We start from the raw sequence: 19,963 nt of genomic DNA on the forward strand, positions 1-19,963 counted from the left end.
TCGATTCTAGAACTAGATTAAGCGCGATACATTCGTAAAAAACGGCGTTTAATAACCCGCCAATATTAAGATTAATTGAGGATACAAAAGGAATAAAAACGATCTTTATTAAGATCTACATATTGCATATATCATCAAGATGATGTATGCAAATTCAGTGATTACGTGATAATTGCAGATCCGTTACGGCGATCTATATACTCCTAAAGGAGTATATAAAAATGATAGGCCAATTTTGAACTTAAGTAATATTACGTAGAATATGACTTGTTTAAAAACATCTTATCACATCTTGGGGATAAGATGTTAAACATTGGTTATTAATAACTCATTTGAATACCCACTTCCTTGTTTATCACTTTAACATTTTCTAGGGATTTTTGCGTCTAATTACTAATACTAGTTAGTATCTAAAAATTTTATGAAAATAGATGCATCCAGTAAAAACAGAAGATTATATTCTGTATATATATTAATTATATGTATATACAGAGGAATAGTTATTAGCGCATGTTGATTATTGATGATGAAAATCAGACTCTTATTAATAAGGAAGTGTTATAAACATTAATTAATTCCAAAACTGTTTATTTAAATATGGTAAGCTTAGTGTACAGTTAGAAAGCAGGGTAAATTACCGCTTGATATTCAAACTCTTTTTCGCAATATTTACACTGTAAATGCATCTTTTCTCTTCGAATGTAAACATCAAATCCAGATGCCACCGTTTCCCTTCTGCTAATACAGTTAGAATTAGGGCAGGTGAGTACGCCATCTATACGCTTTGGTAGCATTAATATCTGTTTACGCACTACATCGTAATTATCGATACGGTTGACTGTAGCGCGGGGCGCATAAATAGCTAGTTGATTGGCTTGCTCTGTAGTCAAGAAAATATTCTCTAGCTTGATAATATCTTTTTTTCCCTGCTGGTTAGAGGGTAAATTTAGCCCAATAGTAATGCGTTCATCAGTAGTAGTCAGCTTAAACAGACTTAATAGTATCATGCCTACCTGCGCTGGAATATGATCAATGACTGTGCCGCGTTCAATAGCTTCTACCTGCAACTTATTATCTTGCATAATAGATAATTCCTTTTTAATACAGGTTTGTGTATTAGTGAGATGATTGAATTTTGTACGCGACTATGCGGGCAGTCGCAATAAGATATCTTTAGATAGCCGATTCCTAAAAAATATTGTGTTTTCGACATCATTTAATTTTAACTGTATATCAATGTTGATTAGGAAAAATGTTTTTATAGACCTGATAATATTATGTTTGAGATTCTCTGAGAGAAGTTAAGTAATTTATATTAAAAATATTATTTACGTATATTACGGTTTTTCGAACTTATGTAATCGAGTTAATTTCAAGTTCATACTTTATTCAATGTTTTATAAAGTACTGATATATATGTTTTTAACATGAAGGCAGTTAATCATCAACAAGTACAAGAATAAAAATATAGACTCTAATTTAAAGATGCTGTTCTTATTCTTCATGGTTTGATTTAAATCAAGAAGAATGCTTATGGCATTCGTGTATCGTTCGCTTTAGAACGTGCGCTAAGAGTCTTTTGTTGTGTAATGATGAATATAAAATACTTAGTAAAAATTCCCTTTGTATTCAAAACAACCGATTATTCCTTTGAATTTCAGCGTATAATAATGTTAGAAAAATATTTGTACCATCAAGAATCTAGATTTATTACTGAGGATATCAGCGATACTCAGAGACATCATCTGTTTTGATGGATTGGGTATTAAATTCTGAATAAAAACATAAATTATATTCACGCTAAGTCGACTTATAAGAATGCTGTTAGATAATCAAAAGTCTTGTAATGACTTTACTTTTCAACCGATTTATAAATAAATCGGGGTTAGAAGCGTAAAGTTTTATCACGGGTGATGAACCCTGAGGCATGCAAAAGAAAACAGTACAATTTTTTATAAAGAAAGCGAAGATGAGTGTTTTATTTTATACATCTTAAAAGATGTATAATATGGCTTAGTGTTTTTTCTCATTCATCCCGACCTTGAGTAATCATCTGCTTTCTGACCGTTGTATACAAATAGATAATCTATTTAGTCGTCTGACCAGCGAAAGTCCCGCAACTGACACGCTTGCTTATAATCTTTTACAAAAAGATAAAGGGTATTATAAAATAACGGTAAGCGTTACATCTTATACGCAAGATGCACTGGATATTTTTTACTCAATAACCACCATCCTATCCTGGGAGCCAGGTTCAAGATGAAGAAAACAAAGCAGCTGAAACGACTGGAAAAGCCGGTATAAAATGGTTTCATTATGGCATTGAAAAACTAATTTTTCATCAATTTTTAACTTTAATAATTTAACAATAAAATAAGTTATCAGGACATATGCCGAAGTAAAAATAAGATAGGAGTTAGTGAGTCAAGTCTTTATAATGCATACCCAAGTGTTAATCCTCCATGGAGATTTTCCTATGCGACCAGCAGGTAGAAGCGTAGAGCAATTACGTCCAGTAACTATTACTCGTCATTTCACTCAACATGCGGAAGGATCGGTGTTAATAGCACTCGGAAAAACCTATGTTTTATGTACTGCGACGGTAGAAGAAGGTGTACCCCGCTTTCTAAAAGGGAAAGGTCAAGGTTGGATCACTGCCGAATACGGCATGCTACCGAGATCAACCCACGTCCGCAATCTTCGAGAGGCAACAAAAGGTAAGCAGGGTGGTAGGACTTTAGAAATTCAGCGCGTTATCGCCCGTTCGCTGCGCGCAGCAGTGGATTTGAGCAAGCTAGGTGAACACACGATTATTTTGGATTGCGATGTTTTACAGGCAGATGGTGGTACACGTACGGCATCTATTACTGGTGCTTGTGTCGCGCTGGCTGAAGCTTTAGTTACCATGCAACAGAGAGATCAGCTCAAAACCAATCCAATCAAAGGATTTGTCGCGGCAATTTCAGTGGGAATGGTAGGAGGGGAAGCTGTTTGTGATTTAGAATACTCAGAAGATGCAGCAGCTGACACTGATATGAATGTAGTAATGATGGAAGATGGTCACATCATTGAGTTGCAGGGAACCGCAGAAAAATCGCCATTCAGCCAGCAAGATCTTAATACGCTAATTAAATTAGCTAGTAGTGGTATTGATGCCTTGATTAATATACAAAAAACTGCGATGGAAAGAGAGTAAGTTAGCGAGATGTTTGAATGTTTCGTATCTTGTGATATAATATGGTATCGTTTAATATTTTGAATGGCATTTCAAAATCTATTCATTCTATAAATAATTATTTTAAATACCTTATTTTAAAATATTCTGTTTTTATAGATAAAGATAGTCTAGTTTTCTTGCCTTTAATATCGCTAAAGAGTATGGATTTCCTCAGCGAAGCATTTCCAATATTAATTTCAGGAAAAGTTATCTCATAAGGAAGATATCCAGACCTTTTCAAAAAAAACATAAATTTGATTTAGATATATATAAAAGAAAAAATACAATGAAAGGAGGGTGTAATCTCTATACTCTTTTTGTGCTCTAAACGATCAAATCAGAGGACACCCTTTTTAGTTGTGGATTCAGGTCAATGAATCTTTTTTTCTTTCATAAAGTTATTGACTAGGTTCATTAACTCAATCGATGTTGGAAGAGATAAGGCTTTCTCTGCTAGTATCTTAGCCTCAATAAAATTAACGTTGCGAATTATTTTCTTTATGCGTGGTATAGAGATTGCACTCATGCTGAATTCATCCAGTCCCATACCAACTAGAAGTAGGGTAGCTCGTTCATCTCCAGCCAGCTCACCACACATGCCGGTCCATTTACCTGCAGCATGCGATGCGTCAATAACTTGTTTAATTAACATGAGTACAGCCGGTGACATAGGATTATATAAGTGAGAAATAAGCTTATTACCTCGATCTACAGCAAGAGTATATTGAGTTAGGTCATTTGTTCCAATACTAAAGAAATCCACTTCTTCTGCAAGATGCTGCGCGATAACCGCTGCAGCAGGTGTTTCCACCATCACGCCAACTTCAAGGTTATCATCAAATGCTTTTTTTTCTTTACGTAGTTGCGTTTTTAACAGAGAGAGCTCTAGCTTAAGTATCCTCACTTCCTCTACGGATATAATCATAGGATACATGATACGTAACTTTCCAAATGCAGATGCTCGTAAAATTGCGCGTAGCTGTGGATGTAATATTTCTTTACGATCTAGTCCAATACGGATTGCCCGCCAACCCAGAAAGGGATTTTCCTCTTTCGGAAAATGCATATACGCTAGATCCTTATCGCCGCCGATATCCATAGTTCGCACAATAATTGCACCTGTGCGAATGGATTCTGCTATCGCTTTGTAAGCTTGAAACTGTTCTTCTTCACTGGGCAAGAAATCACGGTCCATAAAAAGGAATTCCGTACGATAGAGGCCCACACCTTCCGCGCCGTTACGTTCCGCTCCGGCCACGTCACGTAGAGTGCCAATATTAGCGCAAATTTCCACTCTATGACCATCAAGCGTGATGGCAGGAAGATCTTTTAGTTTTGCTAGTTCGCTTCTTTCATTGTTATACTGACTTTTTAGTGCTTTGAGTTTTTGGAGTATCGCTGGTTTTGGATTGATATAAATCTGGTTATTAATGGCATCTAGAATTAAATAATCGCCATTCGTGACTTGTTTAGTAATCGTACCCGTCCCAACGATAGCCGGCAGCTCTAGAGAGCGCGCCATAATGGATGTGTGAGAAGTCCGACCACCGATATCAGTAACAAATCCCATTACTTTGTCGAGATTTAACTGCGCTGTTTCTGAAGGTGTTAAATCTACAGCTACCACGATGGCTTCTTCATGAATTTCGCTTAGGTCTGTAATAGGGATGTCAAGAATATTGCGTAGTAAACGTTTACCAATATCGCGTATATCGATAGCGCGTTCTTTTAGGTATGCGTCTTCAAGCTCTTCTAGAGCTTTAGCCTGTGTTTCAATCACGGTATAGACAGCTGCATCTGCTTTCATGAGATCTTCTTTAATAAGAGCTATAATATCCTGTTCAAGTTCTTCGTCTTCTAACAGCATGATATGACCTTCGAAAATAGCTTCCTTTTCTTCCCCAAAGATTTTACCTGCTTTATTTTTAATTGCTTTTAGTTGCGAAGAGGTTTTATCGCGTCCAGAAAGAAAATGTTTAATTTCCCGACTAACCTGGTTTTCGGTGATCTTGTGCCGATTGATAATGACCTCATCTACTTTCAGTACAAGAGCCTTACCAAAGGCGATACCTGGTGATGCTAAAATGCCTGAAATCATAACGTTACCTTACTTATGACATATTTTGAGTAAAATACCAAGCTGACTCTTATTCAAGCCCTACCATTAGTTTCACTAAGTGTTCAACTGCCTGTTTTTCATCCTCACCTTCTGCAGCGATAGTAACGATGCTACCCTTTGTTAAACCTAGGGTTTGTAGTTTAAATAGGCTTTTTGCGCTAGCGCTTTTGCTATTTGAGTGTACTGTGATTTCGGAAAGAAAGCTTTTGGCTTCCTTGACAAACTGGGCGGCGGGACGCGTATGCAGACCATTAGGAGCGGTAATCATAACGTCTTTCTGGTACATTTAATTTCCCCAACTTATTAGTTAATATGAGTGTTATGGAACTAAAGTGTAGGTTAAGAAATTTACTTTAGTTTATATTTTGATCACAGAGTTCACGGTGCAATTGTGGGCCATATTCTTTTTGATAAGAGTATCAGTGTATGAAGTGTTTTATTGTCCCGGTTAGGAAAAAATTCTTTTGGTATTGACAATTCTTTCACGGTTTATGGAGAGTCTTCAGACTCGTATATATATTGATTTATCATTATAATAAGCAGTATGATTAATTTTATGCTTGGGATTAAGTATTCACTTAAATACAAGACGGGACCAATAAAATCAATTCGCGATAGGTTAGAAATATGATCAAGTCCACAAAAATGACTATAGTAGGTATGCTGATGATTTAGGCAAAGTCAATAGAGTTAGAAAATAGCACAGTACTAAGATATCGCTCGCCGGAAGAGGGTAGTATTACCACAATGTTCTTGTTAGCAAAGTCTTTCTCTTCTTGTAATTTCAGCGCCGCCGCGAGGGCGGCGCCAGAGGAAATTCCGGCTAGGATGCCTTCTTCTTCCATCAATCGGCGCGCAGTAATAATCGCTTCATTATTAGTAATTCGCTCTACCCGATCAATAAGAGTTAGATCTAAATTTTCAGGAACAAAACCTGCCCCGATTCCCTGGATTTGATGTAAACCTGCCTTGATTATATCACCAGCTAGAGTCTGTGTGATAACTGGAGAGGCACTTGGCTCCACCGCAACTATAAACACATTTTTCCCCCGAGTGTGTTTTAAATAACGACTTACACCCGTAATGGTACCGCCCGTGCCTACGCCAGCAATAAATACATCTAACTTTCCGTCAGTATCTTGCCAAATTTCTGGGCCAGTAGTTTTTTCATGGATTGCTGGGTTGGCTGGATTACTAAACTGTTTTAGCATCAAGAATCGATCGGAATCAGTTTCAACAATTTCCTCCGCTTTAGCTATAGCCTCTTTCATTCCTTTTATACCATCAGTTAATACTAGATTAGCACCTAGCGCCTTCATGAGCTTACGCCGCTCACTGCTCATTGTGTCAGGCATCGTTAGCGTTAGCTTGTAGCCACGAGCTGTCGCCACATAGGCTAATGCAATTCCCGTATTACCACTGGTCGGTTCCACAAGCTCTACTCCAGGCGTTAGGACTCCACGTTTTTCCGCATCCCAAATCATATTGGCACCAATTCGGCATTTTACACTGAAACTAGGATTACGGGATTCCACCTTCGCTAAAATGCGGCCATTACCAATACGGTTTAAACGAACTAGCGGGGTGTGTCCGATAGTCTGTGAATTATCTTCATAAATTTTGCTCATAATATTTCCGATTATTTGAATTCGAAAGAAAGAGATTTAAAAAACATCATTTTATTTCATCATCATAGAGAAATTAATAGAGTTATATGCATATATTATAAATCCATGAAAGTTTAATACATAAGATGTTAGTACTTTATTTTTTGTTGTCTGTATGACTTCCGAAGTCTTGATTGAAAACTCCCTCAAAATTTTAGTTTCTAGATAGTAACTATTATTACTAAGCCACTATTTTTTATAGTGATGTATTAATTATAAATTCATTAAATAGATTTCAGAAATCCAAAGCTAGGCGAGGAAAATGACAAGTGTAGTACCTGAGAAAATCAATATTAATTAGATTGCAGCACTAGATTTACAGTAGAGTTAGTAAATTTAAAAAAGATATCATCAAATATCCGAAATTGAAAACTTGATCAATTTTTGTTTGTAAAACACAACTAAGTAATTGCTTAACATTTACCTGTTTTATTAGGATTAAATATGTTTCAATTAATAGTTAAAACTGTATTCTGTTGCAGAAGAAGTTACAGATGCTTCCATCTGATTTAAATCATTACTCTAAAAGAATAATGATGAATTTCGTACCTACAGTTTATATTAGAATGTAGAATGCATCTTCTTTGTTAAAGTATCCTCATGAAAATCAGGTAAGGATTATGATGCAGTAAGTATAATCTAGCTTTGGCATAAATGGAGAAAAACCGATTTGATCTCTTAATTTATGCTCACTAAAACATGTGCTGTGTACTTGTGTTGAGAATGTTTAAAAGACTGTTTAGATATAGATCCATATTCATATCAACATGCAGATAATCTTCCAGGTGCTTGAAAAGCGTTTTTTTTAAGGCTCTTAGTATTGTCTACTGGATTTTATCCATATACCCCCTGCTCCTTCTGCGTATACGTTTGTCTAAACTTAACGAGGATCAAGTTGTGGTCCAGGACGTGGTCCTGATTGCTCAATACTTCTTAATAGTAAGACAAAGGGGTGGTCACCAAAAAAACCAAAATGGTTTTCGAAAGATGAAAAACATTATTGATAAAGAGTGGAAAACATAACTATGATTTTGTATCTAATTGCGTTTTTTGTTTATAAATAACTCTTATATAATTATATAACTATTTGTTTGAAATAGAGGTATGTTCGTTACTTTTCTAAGATATCGCTCTAACTTTGAGGCCAGTCCTATGCAAACTATGATGTTGTATACTAGTATATCGGAGAAGGTTAGAGTGGCTCTCCGTGTCACGTTTCCTTAAAACGATCCATCAAAAAGTTGCCGAGATAGGTGAGTGGACCTGTTATTCTTATTTTCTTTTATAGGGTGCATATTAATGGATACAATTCTTAAACATATACCAATCAATCAACGTGTGGGTATTGCTTTTTCTGGAGGCTTAGATACCAGCGCCGCATTAATATGGATGCGGCAAAAAGGGGTGTTTCCTTATGCCTACACTGCGAATCTTGGCCAACCAGATGAGGATGATTATGACGCTATTCCACGAAAAGCGCTTACCTATGGCGCAGAAAAAGCTCGTCTGATCGACTGCCGAAAACAGTTAGTGGCAGAAGGCTTAGTTGCTCTTCAATGTGGTGCATTTCATAATAGAACTGCTGGAATGACTTATTTTAATACAACTCCTCTGGGGCGAGCTATAACCGGAACCATGTTGGTGACTGCGATGAAAGAGGATGATGTCAACATCTGGGGTGATGGCAGTACTTATAAAGGTAACGATATTGAGCGTTTTTATCGTTATGGCTTATTGGCTAATGCTAAGCTGAAAATTTACAAGCCTTGGCTAGATAAGAGCTTTATCAATGAACTAGGCGGCCGCTATGAGATGTCAAAATTTATGATCGACGCTGGTTTTGATTATAAGCTCTCAGCTGAGCAAGCTTACTCAAGTGATTCTAATATTCTCGGTGCTACTCATGAAGCAAAAGCACTAGAGCATCTTAACTCTAGCATGAAGATCGTCAACCCAATTATGGGTGTGAAATTTTGGGATGAAAATATACGCATCTTGGCAGAAGATGTAACCTTACGCTTTGAGCGAGGTTTTCCAGTGGCAATTAACGGGAGGAGATTTGTTGATCAGGTCTCCCTGCTATTAGAGGCTAATCGTATCGGTGGTCGTCACGGGTTGGGTATGAGCGACCAGATTGAAAACCGTATGATCGAGGCCAAAAGCCGAGGTATCTATGAAGCTCCCGGCATGGCATTATTACATATTGGTTACGAACGTCTAATGACAGGGATTCATAATGAAGATACTATAAATCAGTATCATGAAAATGGTTATCATCTAGGCCGTTTACTATATCAGGGGCGCTGGTTTGACCCGCAGGCATTCATGTTACGTGACGCGACTCAGCGCTGGATTGCCAGCGAAATCAGCGGAGAGGTAACACTTGAATTACGTCGCGGTAATGATTACTCTATTTTAAATACAGTTTCTGAGAATTTAACCTATATAAGAGAGCGTCTTACGATGGAGAGAGGTAAGTCAACTTTCTCAGCGGAAGATCGTATCGGTCAACTCACCATGCGAAACCTAGACATCATGGATACCCGCGTTAAGCTAACGCATTATATTAATAATGGATTGCTTTTAGTGACCGACAACAGTGGCTTACCTCAGCTTGAGGACAAGCACACTAATTAATCCTGGCGTAAACAGCGTACTCTTAGTACCGAGCTATGCGGTAGTTGGGTTGAATATTTTTTTTAAAATTATCCCCCTCTTCCGAGTTTCGGGGGATGGCTTCGCTTTCCTTGTGATGAAGTAAATCTTACTAAAACCAAATAGAGATATCAGATGCACTATAATACATCCATCGATCTTGTATCCTATTTTTATGTTAAGTAGTGATAAAATTATTTACTGTGCACTAGTATAAAGAGAAAGCTCTTGAGTAACCTTTTTTTTCTAATATAAAACGGGATGCATTAATCACTATATCTAAAGCTATCTGTTTTTCATAAGCCTTACTCTTTTCTATTTTCTTACTTATGGCTATCTTTGCTTTATTAAATGGAGAAATGACGAGTGTATTGGAAAGTATTTGATGAGAGATATAGTTTGTATAACGACTTATGCATACTCTGACTTTTATAAAAAGTCATAATATTGTTTTATATATTAATTTAACGAAGTTATAAACAGCAGTGCTATTATGAAGGTATTCTACCTACCGTCCTCTCGCATTGACTAGAATACATCAAATATATAATTAAAACTACTTCGATAGTATCTGTATAAATTACTCATCAATACTAATAATGGTGATCTCAGCACTACTCAATTAACTCTGCGTGTTTTGCCAGTTGGGCACGAAGCTTCGCTAGATGACTAAGACCGTGGTTCATCTTATCCTCGGCGCTGACCGATTTACCGACTTGCTCCCAGTGTAAATCATTTTGTGGTAGCTCCCGTAAGAAACGGCTTGGTTCTGGTTTAACTAATGCACCATATTGACGCCTTTCACGGCACAGGGTAAAGGTTAACTCTTTTTTAGAACGGGTTATACCAACATAGGCTAAACGGCGTTCTTCTTCAATATTATTATCTGCGATACTATTTTGATGCGGTAAGATCCCTTCCTCCATACCGACTAAGAATACATAAGAGAATTCTAATCCCTTAGAAGCATGTAACGTCATTAATTGCACTTGATTTAAGTCTTCTTTGCTCGCATGATGCTCTATCATATCGCGAAGAGTAAAATGAGTCACTACCTGTTCTAGGGTCATCGCCTCATTCAGATGGGTTCCAGTAAGCATTTCGGTTATCCAACAGTATAGAGTATTTACATTTTTTATCCGAATTTCTGCCGCTTTAATACTGCGAGAACTCTGATATAACCATTTATTATAGTCAATATCTTCGATAAGTTTTCGAACTACTATTAGCGGTTCCTGCTCAGCCTGATGCGCGAGACACTTGAGCCATTGGGTAAACTGTTGTAGTGATTTAAGCCCCCTCCCGCTTAACGTTTGCTCTAGCCCAAGATCGAAACTAGCTGTGAATAGACTCTTTTCCCGGTGTGTTGCCCAGGCACCTAATTTCGCTAGAAGTGCTGTACCGATCTCTCGGCGAGGGTGATTTACTACCCGTAAAAATGCACTATCGTCATCAGGGTTGGTGAGGATGCGTAGATAGGCGAGAATCACCTTAATCTCTGGGCGTGAACAAAGCGATTTTCCCCCGGAAATTCGATAAGGAATACGGTTTTGTATAAGCATCTTTTCAAATAGTCCTGATTGGTAATTGTTGCGATACAGAATAGCGTAATCACTATAGGAAGTCTTTTTAAGAAATTGATGGGTAATTAGCGATCCCACGACTCGTTCGGTTTCATGAATTTCATTATTAGCGGTGATAACCTTTAGAGGTTCGCCATGATCCATTTTAGAAAACAGTTTTTTTTCAAAAATATGAGAATTATTAGCAATGAGCGCATTTGCAGCATTTAGAATTCGCTCAGTAGAGCGGTAATTCTGTTCCAACTTGATCACCATAAGAGATGCAAAATCTTTCTGGAGAAGTGCTAAATTTCTTGGCTGAGCGCCACGCCAGGAGTAAATGGACTGGTCTTCATCGCCCACCACAGTAAAACAGCCGGTTAACCCAACCAGCAGCTTTATCAATTCATACTGACTAGTATTTGTATCTTGATATTCATCCACCAACAGATAGCGAAGCTGGTTTTGCCAGAATTCGCGAATGGTATTATCATGTTGTAACAGTTTGGTAGGGCGCAGAATTAAATCATCAAAATCAAGAATATTACAGGCAATCAAATGATTGTTATAAAGCCTATAAAAGTGAGCGAAAAGTTTATCCTTCTCCGAATGGCTAGCTGCCTCCGCTTGTGCCGGTAAGAACAGATCATTTTTCCATTTGGAAATGGTGGAGATAACCTCGTTTAGTAAATCTTTATCTCCTTTCAGCCATGGTTCAGTAAGTTCTTTAAGTAGTGCTAACTGATCTTCCTCATCAAATAGGGAAAATTTCTCCTTTATACCAATTGCTTTATATTCTCGCTGAATAATTGCTAATCCAAGAGTATGGAATGTGGCGACGGTTAATCCACGCGCCTCATTTTGACCTAATGTGTGTATTACTCGTGCTTTCATTTCACGCGAGGCTTTATTAGTAAACGTAACCGCCGCAATATGGCACGGTTGATAACCACAGTGGCGAATTAAATAAGCAATTTTATTTGTGATCACCCGGGTCTTACCCGCACCAGCCCCGGCCAGCACCAGGCAGGGTCCGGTAACACATTCGACGGCTTTCTGTTGACTCGGATTAAGGTGCATAAGTAATTCCCGGATAAAAGAGCAATGAGAAAAGAAGATGATTGCAGGAGAAAGTAGTGCCAAGGTTAATCTCAAGAATGCTTGGGTTAGAGATTAGTATACATAAATATTACTGTTTCTGTCATAGGGTTAAATAACCTCGTAAGAGCCTTACGTATTATTTTTCCCTCGACCTTTTGACTTTTTTAAGTAACAACACCACGACTGCTCTAGGAGAGCAGCTGTTTTTCATAGAGTGTTGTTTGATCAGTTTCCTTAATAAGAAAGTGGGTTTTATCTATCTTGTTTCATATAGACTCCCCCCCTTATTCTGCCGGATCCTGATACTTTTTCTGTATATAAATCTATTCTTGCGCATAAGTGTTTTTTTTGTTGTTTGTCTGTGACATTAAGAAGATGGCTTTATCTATATGTACATTAGAGATAACGTTTTTTAGACCCAATGAAGATAAAGAGACAAATAATGGTCGAAAACACATAAAAAACATAAAAGTTATAAAAATATGCTATCTACTAGTGATAGACTTATTTGTTTACCTGAAGACGTATAACATCTTCTAAAAATAGCACTATTAGTCTCAATGTTACAGTACTACTTGTGTAATTGCAAAGAGCATATCCCGATATATAGCTATGAGTTATTGATGCATATATGAAAATGTTACGCGATATGAATCAGATAGCATGTCCACACTATTTTTTACAGATTTCTAGATCCCCCTTCACGTTAATATTCTTTCCTTTTATAAAAGATTTACAGACACATACCGATTAAATACTTGAGAAAAGTATCAATCAATAATATTAATTTTAATAATTCGGGGTATAGTAACTATAGCTAAGGCTATAGTGTCCTATGTAAAATAGATAGACAGTATTTTTCTACTACTAATGTCATAACAAAAATATCTGATGCTAAGCAATGATAAAAAGCGAGTGGAAAAACGCTAAAAATGAAGATATGTGTATGGATTGTATTTTTAATCAATATGTTAGTTTAAATGCACTTATGGCAAGTGCAAATCTTCTCATCATTTTCAGCGATAAATACATGGCTAAGTTATCGCTATAGTTGTTATCTGTTTAAAAACGAGTGAACTATAGTTTATTTATATGAATATAACCTAAAGTTTGTAGAGAATAGAATGAATTTCGACAACAGCATTGAGATTAAGAAGGGAGTCTCTATGTTAAAAGAGATACCTGTGTTCCTCTCCTTACAGAACGTGAGCTGAAGACACAACTGTTATATCTGGTTTCTCTTTGACTAAGAGAAGTATCTTATTGTTCTGTATCATATCTTTGATATGGAGTATCATTAATTAGTTTACATTAGCAGAAGGCAATCGATTTATTACTAAAATTGAATTTACAATTATTAAACAATATATAGTAAAAGCAATCTTGTGATCCTTGGGTAGTAATAAAAATCACGTTTATTAAATTAGCACGATTTACTGATTATAACGACTATAATACCGGGGAGTCCCCGGTATTACTGGGTTTTGAAGTTTTATTTTCGACCATAAAGCAGCAGAACGACTCAAACAATGTTAAGATATTTATGCATTTGCATCGAAAATCGCCAATTTCGGGCGATGCATGTTGCGATACATAAGCGGGTGGCTATTTCTTTCCTGTTTACTGGCTGTAGTGCAATAATCCGTTTTTTTTCATCTTTTATAGATTGAAGTAGTGTATCCAGTTCATCAATATCGCGTTGCCGAGATACGGGATACTTGATTTCATCACTACGGCTTAGCGCCTGGGTTAGTAGAGGTAGTCCGCCTCGCATGTTAATCTTGGGTGACAACGTCACCCAGGTTTTCAGTGTGCACTGAACAGTTTGAGTACCACTTGTTTCAATTTGACATGTAAATCCGCATAGTTCTAGTGTATCAGTTAACGGCATAAGATTATATAAACAAGGCTCTCCTCCAGTTATTACTACATGCCTTGCAGTCCAGGCTTGCTTCAGGATCATCTCGATAATCTCTTCCTCCTTAAGGTTAGCCCAGCAACTGCTAGCGGCGTTTTTTAGTAGTATTGCCTCCCTGTGGACTTGATTAATTGGGGCCTTTTCCCAGGTATGTTTAGTATCACACCAGCTGCATCCTACAGGACATCCCTGCAGACGAATAAATATCGCCGGCATGCCGCTGAAATGGCCTTCACCCTGGAGTGTCTGGAAAATCTCATTAAGTGGGTAGTACCGCATATAAATCTCATGATGACAGGTTCGGATAAAACTTACGTGTTATTTCCCGATGGAACAGCCATGGGAACTGCAGTTGGCTCGAATGATTTCAGTTTTTTCGAGAAATACGAAACTAGTTAGTGACAGCGTCGCACCTAGGTTTACACTTGCCCTTTGACTTCACGTAAACCGTTGAATGGTGCGCGTGCGCCTAGCGCTTCTTCAATACGAATTAGCTGATTATATTTAGCTACACGGTCCGAACGGCTCATTGAACCAGTTTTAATCTGTCCAGCTGCTACTCCTACCGCTAAGTCAGCGATTGTTGCATCTTCGGTTTCTCCGGAGCGGTGAGAAATAATGGTAGTATAGCCGGCATCCTTAGCCATTTTTATTGCTGCTAGTGTTTCAGTTAAAGAACCAATCTGGTTGAATTTAATAAGAATTGAGTTAGCAATCTTTTTCTCAATACCTTTTTTTAGTAACTTAGTATTGGTTACAAAGAGATCATCTCCCACTAACTGGATTTTGTCGCCCAGTATTTTTGTTTGATAAGCAAAACCAGCCCAGTCCTCCTCGTTGAGCCCATCCTCGATAGAAACGATCGGATACTGCTGGGTAAGATTTTCAAGATAATGAGTAAGTAATTGAGAGGTAAATCGTTTTCGTTCTCCTTTCAGGTTATAGTCTCCGCTAGATGCTTCAAAAAATTCAGAAGCTGCGCAGTCTATGGCTAAAGTAATGTCTTTACCGAGCATATAACCAGCTTTCTCAACCGCTTCTTGGATAATGGCTAGGGTATCGCTGTTGGATTTCAGGTTCGGGGCATAGCCACCTTCATCGCCTACCGAGGTATTCATTCCGTTCATTTTTAATACATCCGATAAATGATGAAACACTTCAGATCCCATACGGATTGCTTCTTTCATGTTTCGCGCGGACACCGGTTGAATCATGAATTCCTGGAAATCAATATTATTATCAGCGTGTTTACCACCATTGATGATATTCATCATCGGTAACGGCATGGAGAATTTACCTGGAGTACTATTTAGCTCCGCTATATGCGAATATAGCGGAATTCCCTTTGCTGCTGCACCAGCTTTAGCGGCAGCTAATGAGACTGCTAAGATAGCGTTTGCACCAAATTTAGATTTGTTTTTTGTACCATCTAGGTCAATCATGATTTGATCTAGGGTTACCTGATCTTTAGCATCTTTATCCATGAGGCCTCGGGCAATAGGGCCATTGACTGCATCAACTGCCTTAGTCACGCCTTTTCCTAAAAAACGAGACTTATCTCCATCACGGAGCTCTAGCGCTTCATATGAGCCTATCGAGGCGCCAGATGGTGTAGCAGCCAGACCAACAAATCCACCTTCTAGGTGGACTTCTGCTTCTACAGTGGGATTGCCACGAGAATCTATAATTTCACGTCCAATGACTTTTGTAATTTTAGACATTCATGTTTCCTTTTCCTTTGATACGATCGAAATCTCAGCATATGAAGGTTTTCTAGAAAACCGGCCGATCTCTAATTTTTTATTGCTTTTACGATTATTCATATTTTCAGAAAGCTCTTATAAAGAATCATAAATAATGCGTGCTTTCACCATCGGCTAGAAGGTGAGCGTCAGATGAAACTGACTAATAATAAAACACGGATGAAGTCATGTGTTAAATAATTTCTTTTGGCTTTATCCTTACCTGATGAGTCTTCCCCGTCAATATATTCTGACTGTCTTCACTTAAATTTCTTGATAATGATAAATGATTAAATATTATTTAGGATTCTTATCCTTAAAGAGATGATTTTAGGAGCAAGAGGTTTGATTCACGTATCTGTATTAAAGGCAATCATGATGGATTCATTAGGTATATATTTTCCATATGTTCAGTTCTATCAAACAGAACCTGATACATGGGCCATATAACCTTCCATACTAAAAAACAATTTAAATTTACTAACAGTATGCATCAGAGCTATAGCGTTTAGGTCTTCTCGGTTTTAAAAGATAAGAATAAAGTTCACTCTTTTCTCTTATTTTAAGCGTATAACCAATACTGAACATTATCAAAATTCAGCTTATATGGCTACATAACTTACTTTTTATATCATCTTGGCTAAGAGCAAGTTTATGTGTTGCGTACTACTTTTCTGTTTTGTTTTCTCTGATACCAATTTATCTTTAATTGCGTGACATATCTAAAATACATAGGAAAATACTCCGATGAATACCACTAAACTATGATCGCTATGTAAAGTACAATTCTTATTAATTTAGCACATGCTTCTATTCTAGAAGTCTTCCTGTTTGTGTGAGTGATATGATCAAAAATGAATTTTTGATAAAAACAAACCATCATCTCAGGATGCTATAACAAATTTCAGTAAGACTTTAAATAGGGGATGATCCATTATTATTCAATGCATGCTATTGTGTTTATGATAACCATTACGAAATCATCCCCCCATACCTTGAGTAATTAGCATTAATTTCGAAGATTATGCTTGACTATAAAAACTTAATTTTTTATAATTATTCTGTTTGAGTGATAAACTAGTTGATGGTGAGGTGACCGAGTGGTTAAAGGAGCACGCTTGGAAAGCGTGTATACGCGTAAGTGTATCGAGGGTTCGAATCCCTCTCTCACCGCCAGGATGATGACCAGTTTTTTTTATTATCACTCCAATGAAGTTAATATTGTTTTTTTTAATATTTTGAGATGGATATAGTATCATATTAGACGATACTATATCCATATAAGCAGATCATAGAGAAATCGTACATATATTATTTTTTGAAAGTCCTGAAAAGGGATTTCTAGATCAGCGATAGAATATTTTATAGATTCAAGCTTTCTTAGATGAAAGCAGTCTGAATCTATTACGGTAGGAATCATGCAAACTCATTCCATGAACGTCCATCACGAGTAATCATCGTGCCAGATGCTACTGGTCCCCAGGTGCCCGATGGATAAGGTTTGGGAGCGGCATGGTCTGATGACCATGCTTCTATAATTGAATCGACCCATTTCCATGCCTCTTCTACTTCGTCACGGCGAACAAATAGCGCTTGAATGCCACGCATGGTTTCTAACAGCAACCGTTCATAAGCGTCGGAAAGATGCGCCTGATTAAAAGTTTCACTAAAGCTCAGATCTAATTTCGTAGTCTGTAGACGATGTTTATGATCCAAACCTGGTACCTTATTTAAAATTTGAATATCCATTCCTTCATCCGGCTGTAAACGTATAGTCAATTTATTCTGTGGTAATTCCTGATAGGAATTACGAAATAGATTCAGTGCCGGTTTTTTAAAAAAAACTACTACTTCAGAGCATTTAGTTGGTAAACGCTTTCCAGTACGTAGATAAAACGGTACGCCTGCCCATCGCCAGTTATCAATATCAACGCGGAGGGATACGAAAGTTTCTGTTTGGCTATTCTTATTTGCGCCCTCTTCTTCTAAGTAACCAGGTACTTTTACCCCCTGAATAAATCCGCTCGTATATTGCCCACGAACAGTAGTATCATGCACGTTGTTACGATCTATAAGACGTAGTGAACGCAACACTTTTACTTTTTCATCACGGATACGATCAGTAGTGAGATCCGAGGGAGGGGACATGGCTATCATGGTTAGAATTTGTAAAAGATGGCTTTGAATCATGTCACGCATTTGGCCAGCTTTATCAAAATAACCCCACCGGTTTTCAATGCCGACCTCTTCGGCAACTGTAATTTGAACATGATCGATGGTGCGATTATCCCAATTTGAGACAAAAAGAGAATTAGCAAAACGTAATGCCAATAAATTTAACACGGTTTCTTTGCCTAAATAATGGTCAATACGATAAACCTGGCTCTCGTTAAAGTATTCAGCGACCTGATCGTTGATTATCTTTGAAGAAGCTAGATTAGTTCCTAGCGGTTTTTCCATGACCACCCGGCTTGGTTCCCGATTTAAACCGGCTTCACCTAGACCCTTACAGATTGCTCCAAAAGTTGTAGGAGGCACGGCAAAGTAATTGACTGTTATCCTTGTCTGCTGATTTAATTTTTCACCTATTCGACTAAAATTCTTACTCTCGTTAACATCTAAATTAGAGAAATCTAGTCGGGCGCTTAAGGTGTTCCAGACTTTATCTTCAATAGGCTCATTCATGAAGGTTTCTAAAGCTTCATGCACAACTTTGGTATAAGTATGCATGTCCCAGGCTATACGACCCACGCCAATAATTCGGGTATCTGGGTGAAGTGAACCTGCCTTTTCTAGCTGATATAACGAGGGCAATAATTTTCGCCTCGCTAGATCGCCTTTCGCGCCAAAAATAACTAGATCACAGGGCGGGAGTATAGATGTTTTCGACATATTCTTCTCCTGGTGTAGAGTTTGTATTTTTTTACATAGTGTGAGTGTTGTCGATTTAATTGTCACATATAATATGAGCATCTAATTCTCAAGAGGTATTATACTTAAATTTATTTGTAATCATGTAATTTATTAATAATATTGTGGTTGTTTTACTGCTTTAAAAGTTAGATACTGACTTGACCTTGGGAAAAAGGTCAAGGGGCTTATTAGTTTTTCTGCCTTTTACTACCAACTCAGAGTATGATTTGATTATATCAGTGATATTTTTTCTTTTTGTGAAATTGGCAAAATCCATACGTAACGTTGTGGAAATCATCCTGCTCTCTCTCCAAAGTGCTATACATGTCAGCATCACCATCCTTGCCCGAATAGCTAATGTTAGTGGATTAACCGTAAATAGTTTTTACTGGCATTTTGGATAAAAGGGATCTCCAGGTTTTAAATTATATTTGCGCAGAGTCTGATGAATAAACAACCGTATATCAATTATAATATCAATGCAGATTAGCGTGTCGCTTCTAATACTTATAAACTCTTGTAGTTTGGTATTCCAAGTCTAAAAGACGTTAGAAAATTTGAGATGGCTTTACTAGCGTTCTTGATACAAAAATAGAGGATTGCCTTTTTGGGTTAGCGGCAGTGCGCATGATGCAATGAATAAGTTGTTTGTTTCAGGCGTTGCCTGGTTAAGTCAAAAAGATTGTATCGTAAAGGAAATCAGCTGTATAAATTTTACTGAAGATGATCCTATGGTATTAATTTCCATCCTGGAAATACAAAAACTTGATAGAACTATCAGTGGTAGCGTTCTGAAATAATAATGCTACGGTTATCGGCATGAATTCATCGTGCTTGGTGTACTACCATAAGGAGGCTTCATTAAGCCTAGTGATAGACGTGAGAAAAATAAGGATGTGGTTATGCCGATAACATTAGGTCTCGCGAAGTTAATTTAAATCCATAGGTTGGAAATCAGCTTTAAGCGACACTGCCGGAATAAAGTAAAACAAACTAATAATTCCTTAAAGAATCGCGCTTAATTACACAGAACCATAATTTTAACGAAGACATCTAGGGAAATCTTTTC

At 37.4% G+C, this 19,963-nt stretch carries 10 protein-coding genes and 1 tRNA gene; 3 read left to right on the top strand and 8 right to left on the bottom strand.

All coding sequences use genetic code 11. From position 1 onward, the window contains the following. Window positions 1-617: 617 nt before the first annotated feature. Window positions 618-1,085, bottom strand: a complete 468-nt coding sequence (gene pyrI, locus GFK82_RS01870; RefSeq protein ID WP_226811267.1) for an aspartate carbamoyltransferase regulatory subunit — start codon at window positions 1,083-1,085, stop codon at window positions 618-620. Window positions 1,086-2,476: 1,391 nt separating this feature from the next. On the opposite strand from pyrI, the gene rph reads away from it, so the two are divergent. Continuing rightward, a complete protein-coding gene (gene rph / locus GFK82_RS01875; RefSeq protein ID WP_226811268.1) occupies window positions 2,477-3,196 on the top strand; it encodes a ribonuclease PH in 720 nt (239 codons plus the stop codon). A 391-nt stretch (window positions 3,197-3,587) separates the two neighbouring features. Here rph and ptsI read toward each other — a convergent pair whose 3' ends face one another. From ptsI to cysK, 3 genes are all read right to left on the bottom strand, one after another. Further along, window positions 3,588-5,315, bottom strand: coding sequence for a phosphoenolpyruvate-protein phosphotransferase PtsI (gene ptsI, locus GFK82_RS01880; RefSeq protein WP_226811226.1), 1,728 nt, complete (start codon window positions 5,313-5,315; stop codon window positions 3,588-3,590). 49 nt (window positions 5,316-5,364) lie between these two features. Next, entirely contained in the window at window positions 5,365-5,622 is a 258-nt protein-coding gene (gene ptsH, locus GFK82_RS01885; protein ID WP_226811227.1) for a phosphocarrier protein Hpr, read from the bottom strand. Between the two features lie 385 nt (window positions 5,623-6,007). Next, window positions 6,008-6,964, bottom strand: a complete 957-nt coding sequence (cysK, locus tag GFK82_RS01890; protein WP_226811228.1) for a cysteine synthase A — start codon at window positions 6,962-6,964, stop codon at window positions 6,008-6,010. Between the two features lie 1,338 nt (window positions 6,965-8,302). On the opposite strand from cysK, the gene argG reads away from it, so the two are divergent. Further along, window positions 8,303-9,640 carry an argininosuccinate synthase gene (argG, locus tag GFK82_RS01895; protein ID WP_226811229.1) on the top strand — a complete coding sequence of 446 codons (1,338 nt, stop codon included), beginning with the start codon at window positions 8,303-8,305 and terminating at the stop codon, window positions 9,638-9,640. A gap of 632 nt (window positions 9,641-10,272) precedes the next feature. Here the strand turns inward: argG and rep are convergent. From rep to eno, 3 genes are all read right to left on the bottom strand, one after another. Then, complete coding sequence (gene rep, locus GFK82_RS01900; RefSeq protein ID WP_226811231.1) at window positions 10,273-12,300, bottom strand: DNA helicase Rep; 2,028 nt, start codon at window positions 12,298-12,300, stop codon at window positions 10,273-10,275. A gap of 1,543 nt (window positions 12,301-13,843) precedes the next feature. Next, window positions 13,844-14,518, bottom strand: a complete 675-nt coding sequence (gene queE, locus GFK82_RS01905; protein ID WP_226811233.1) for a 7-carboxy-7-deazaguanine synthase QueE — start codon at window positions 14,516-14,518, stop codon at window positions 13,844-13,846. Window positions 14,519-14,658: 140 nt separating this feature from the next. Then, window positions 14,659-15,960 carry a phosphopyruvate hydratase gene (gene eno, locus GFK82_RS01910; RefSeq protein WP_226811235.1) on the bottom strand — a complete coding sequence of 434 codons (1,302 nt, stop codon included), beginning with the start codon at window positions 15,958-15,960 and terminating at the stop codon, window positions 14,659-14,661. Between the two features lie 1,107 nt (window positions 15,961-17,067). Here eno and GFK82_RS01915 point away from each other — a divergent pair. Then, window positions 17,068-17,157, top strand: a tRNA-Ser gene (locus tag GFK82_RS01915). A gap of 240 nt (window positions 17,158-17,397) precedes the next feature. Here GFK82_RS01915 and zwf read toward each other — a convergent pair. Then, complete coding sequence (gene zwf / locus GFK82_RS01920) at window positions 17,398-18,873, bottom strand: glucose-6-phosphate dehydrogenase (protein ID WP_226811237.1); 1,476 nt, start codon at window positions 18,871-18,873, stop codon at window positions 17,398-17,400. Window positions 18,874-19,963 lie beyond the last annotated feature (1,090 nt).

Origin of the sequence: Candidatus Steffania adelgidicola, assembly GCF_020541225.1 — a bacterium.
GTDB classification, from domain to species: domain Bacteria; phylum Pseudomonadota; class Gammaproteobacteria; order Enterobacterales; family Enterobacteriaceae; genus Steffania; species Steffania adelgidicola.

Bases quoted from the DNA above. Each gene is read 5' to 3' on its own strand.
- rph (WP_226811268.1), top strand. From the start codon at position 2,477: ATGCGACCAGCAGGTAGAAGCGTAGAGCAATTACGTCCAGTAACTATT.
- zwf (WP_226811237.1), bottom strand. From the start codon at position 18,873: ATGTCGAAAACATCTATACTCCCGCCCTGTGATCTAGTTATTTTTGGC.
- argG (WP_226811229.1), top strand. From the start codon at position 8,303: ATGGATACAATTCTTAAACATATACCAATCAATCAACGTGTGGGTATT.
- eno (WP_226811235.1), bottom strand. From the start codon at position 15,960: ATGTCTAAAATTACAAAAGTCATTGGACGTGAAATTATAGATTCTCGT.
- ptsH (WP_226811227.1), bottom strand. From the start codon at position 5,622: ATGTACCAGAAAGACGTTATGATTACCGCTCCTAATGGTCTGCATACG.
- cysK (WP_226811228.1), bottom strand. From the start codon at position 6,964: ATGAGCAAAATTTATGAAGATAATTCACAGACTATCGGACACACCCCG.
- ptsI (WP_226811226.1), bottom strand. From the start codon at position 5,315: ATGATTTCAGGCATTTTAGCATCACCAGGTATCGCCTTTGGTAAGGCT.
- queE (WP_226811233.1), bottom strand. From the start codon at position 14,518: ATGCGGTACTACCCACTTAATGAGATTTTCCAGACACTCCAGGGTGAA.
- rep (WP_226811231.1), bottom strand. From the start codon at position 12,300: ATGCACCTTAATCCGAGTCAACAGAAAGCCGTCGAATGTGTTACCGGA.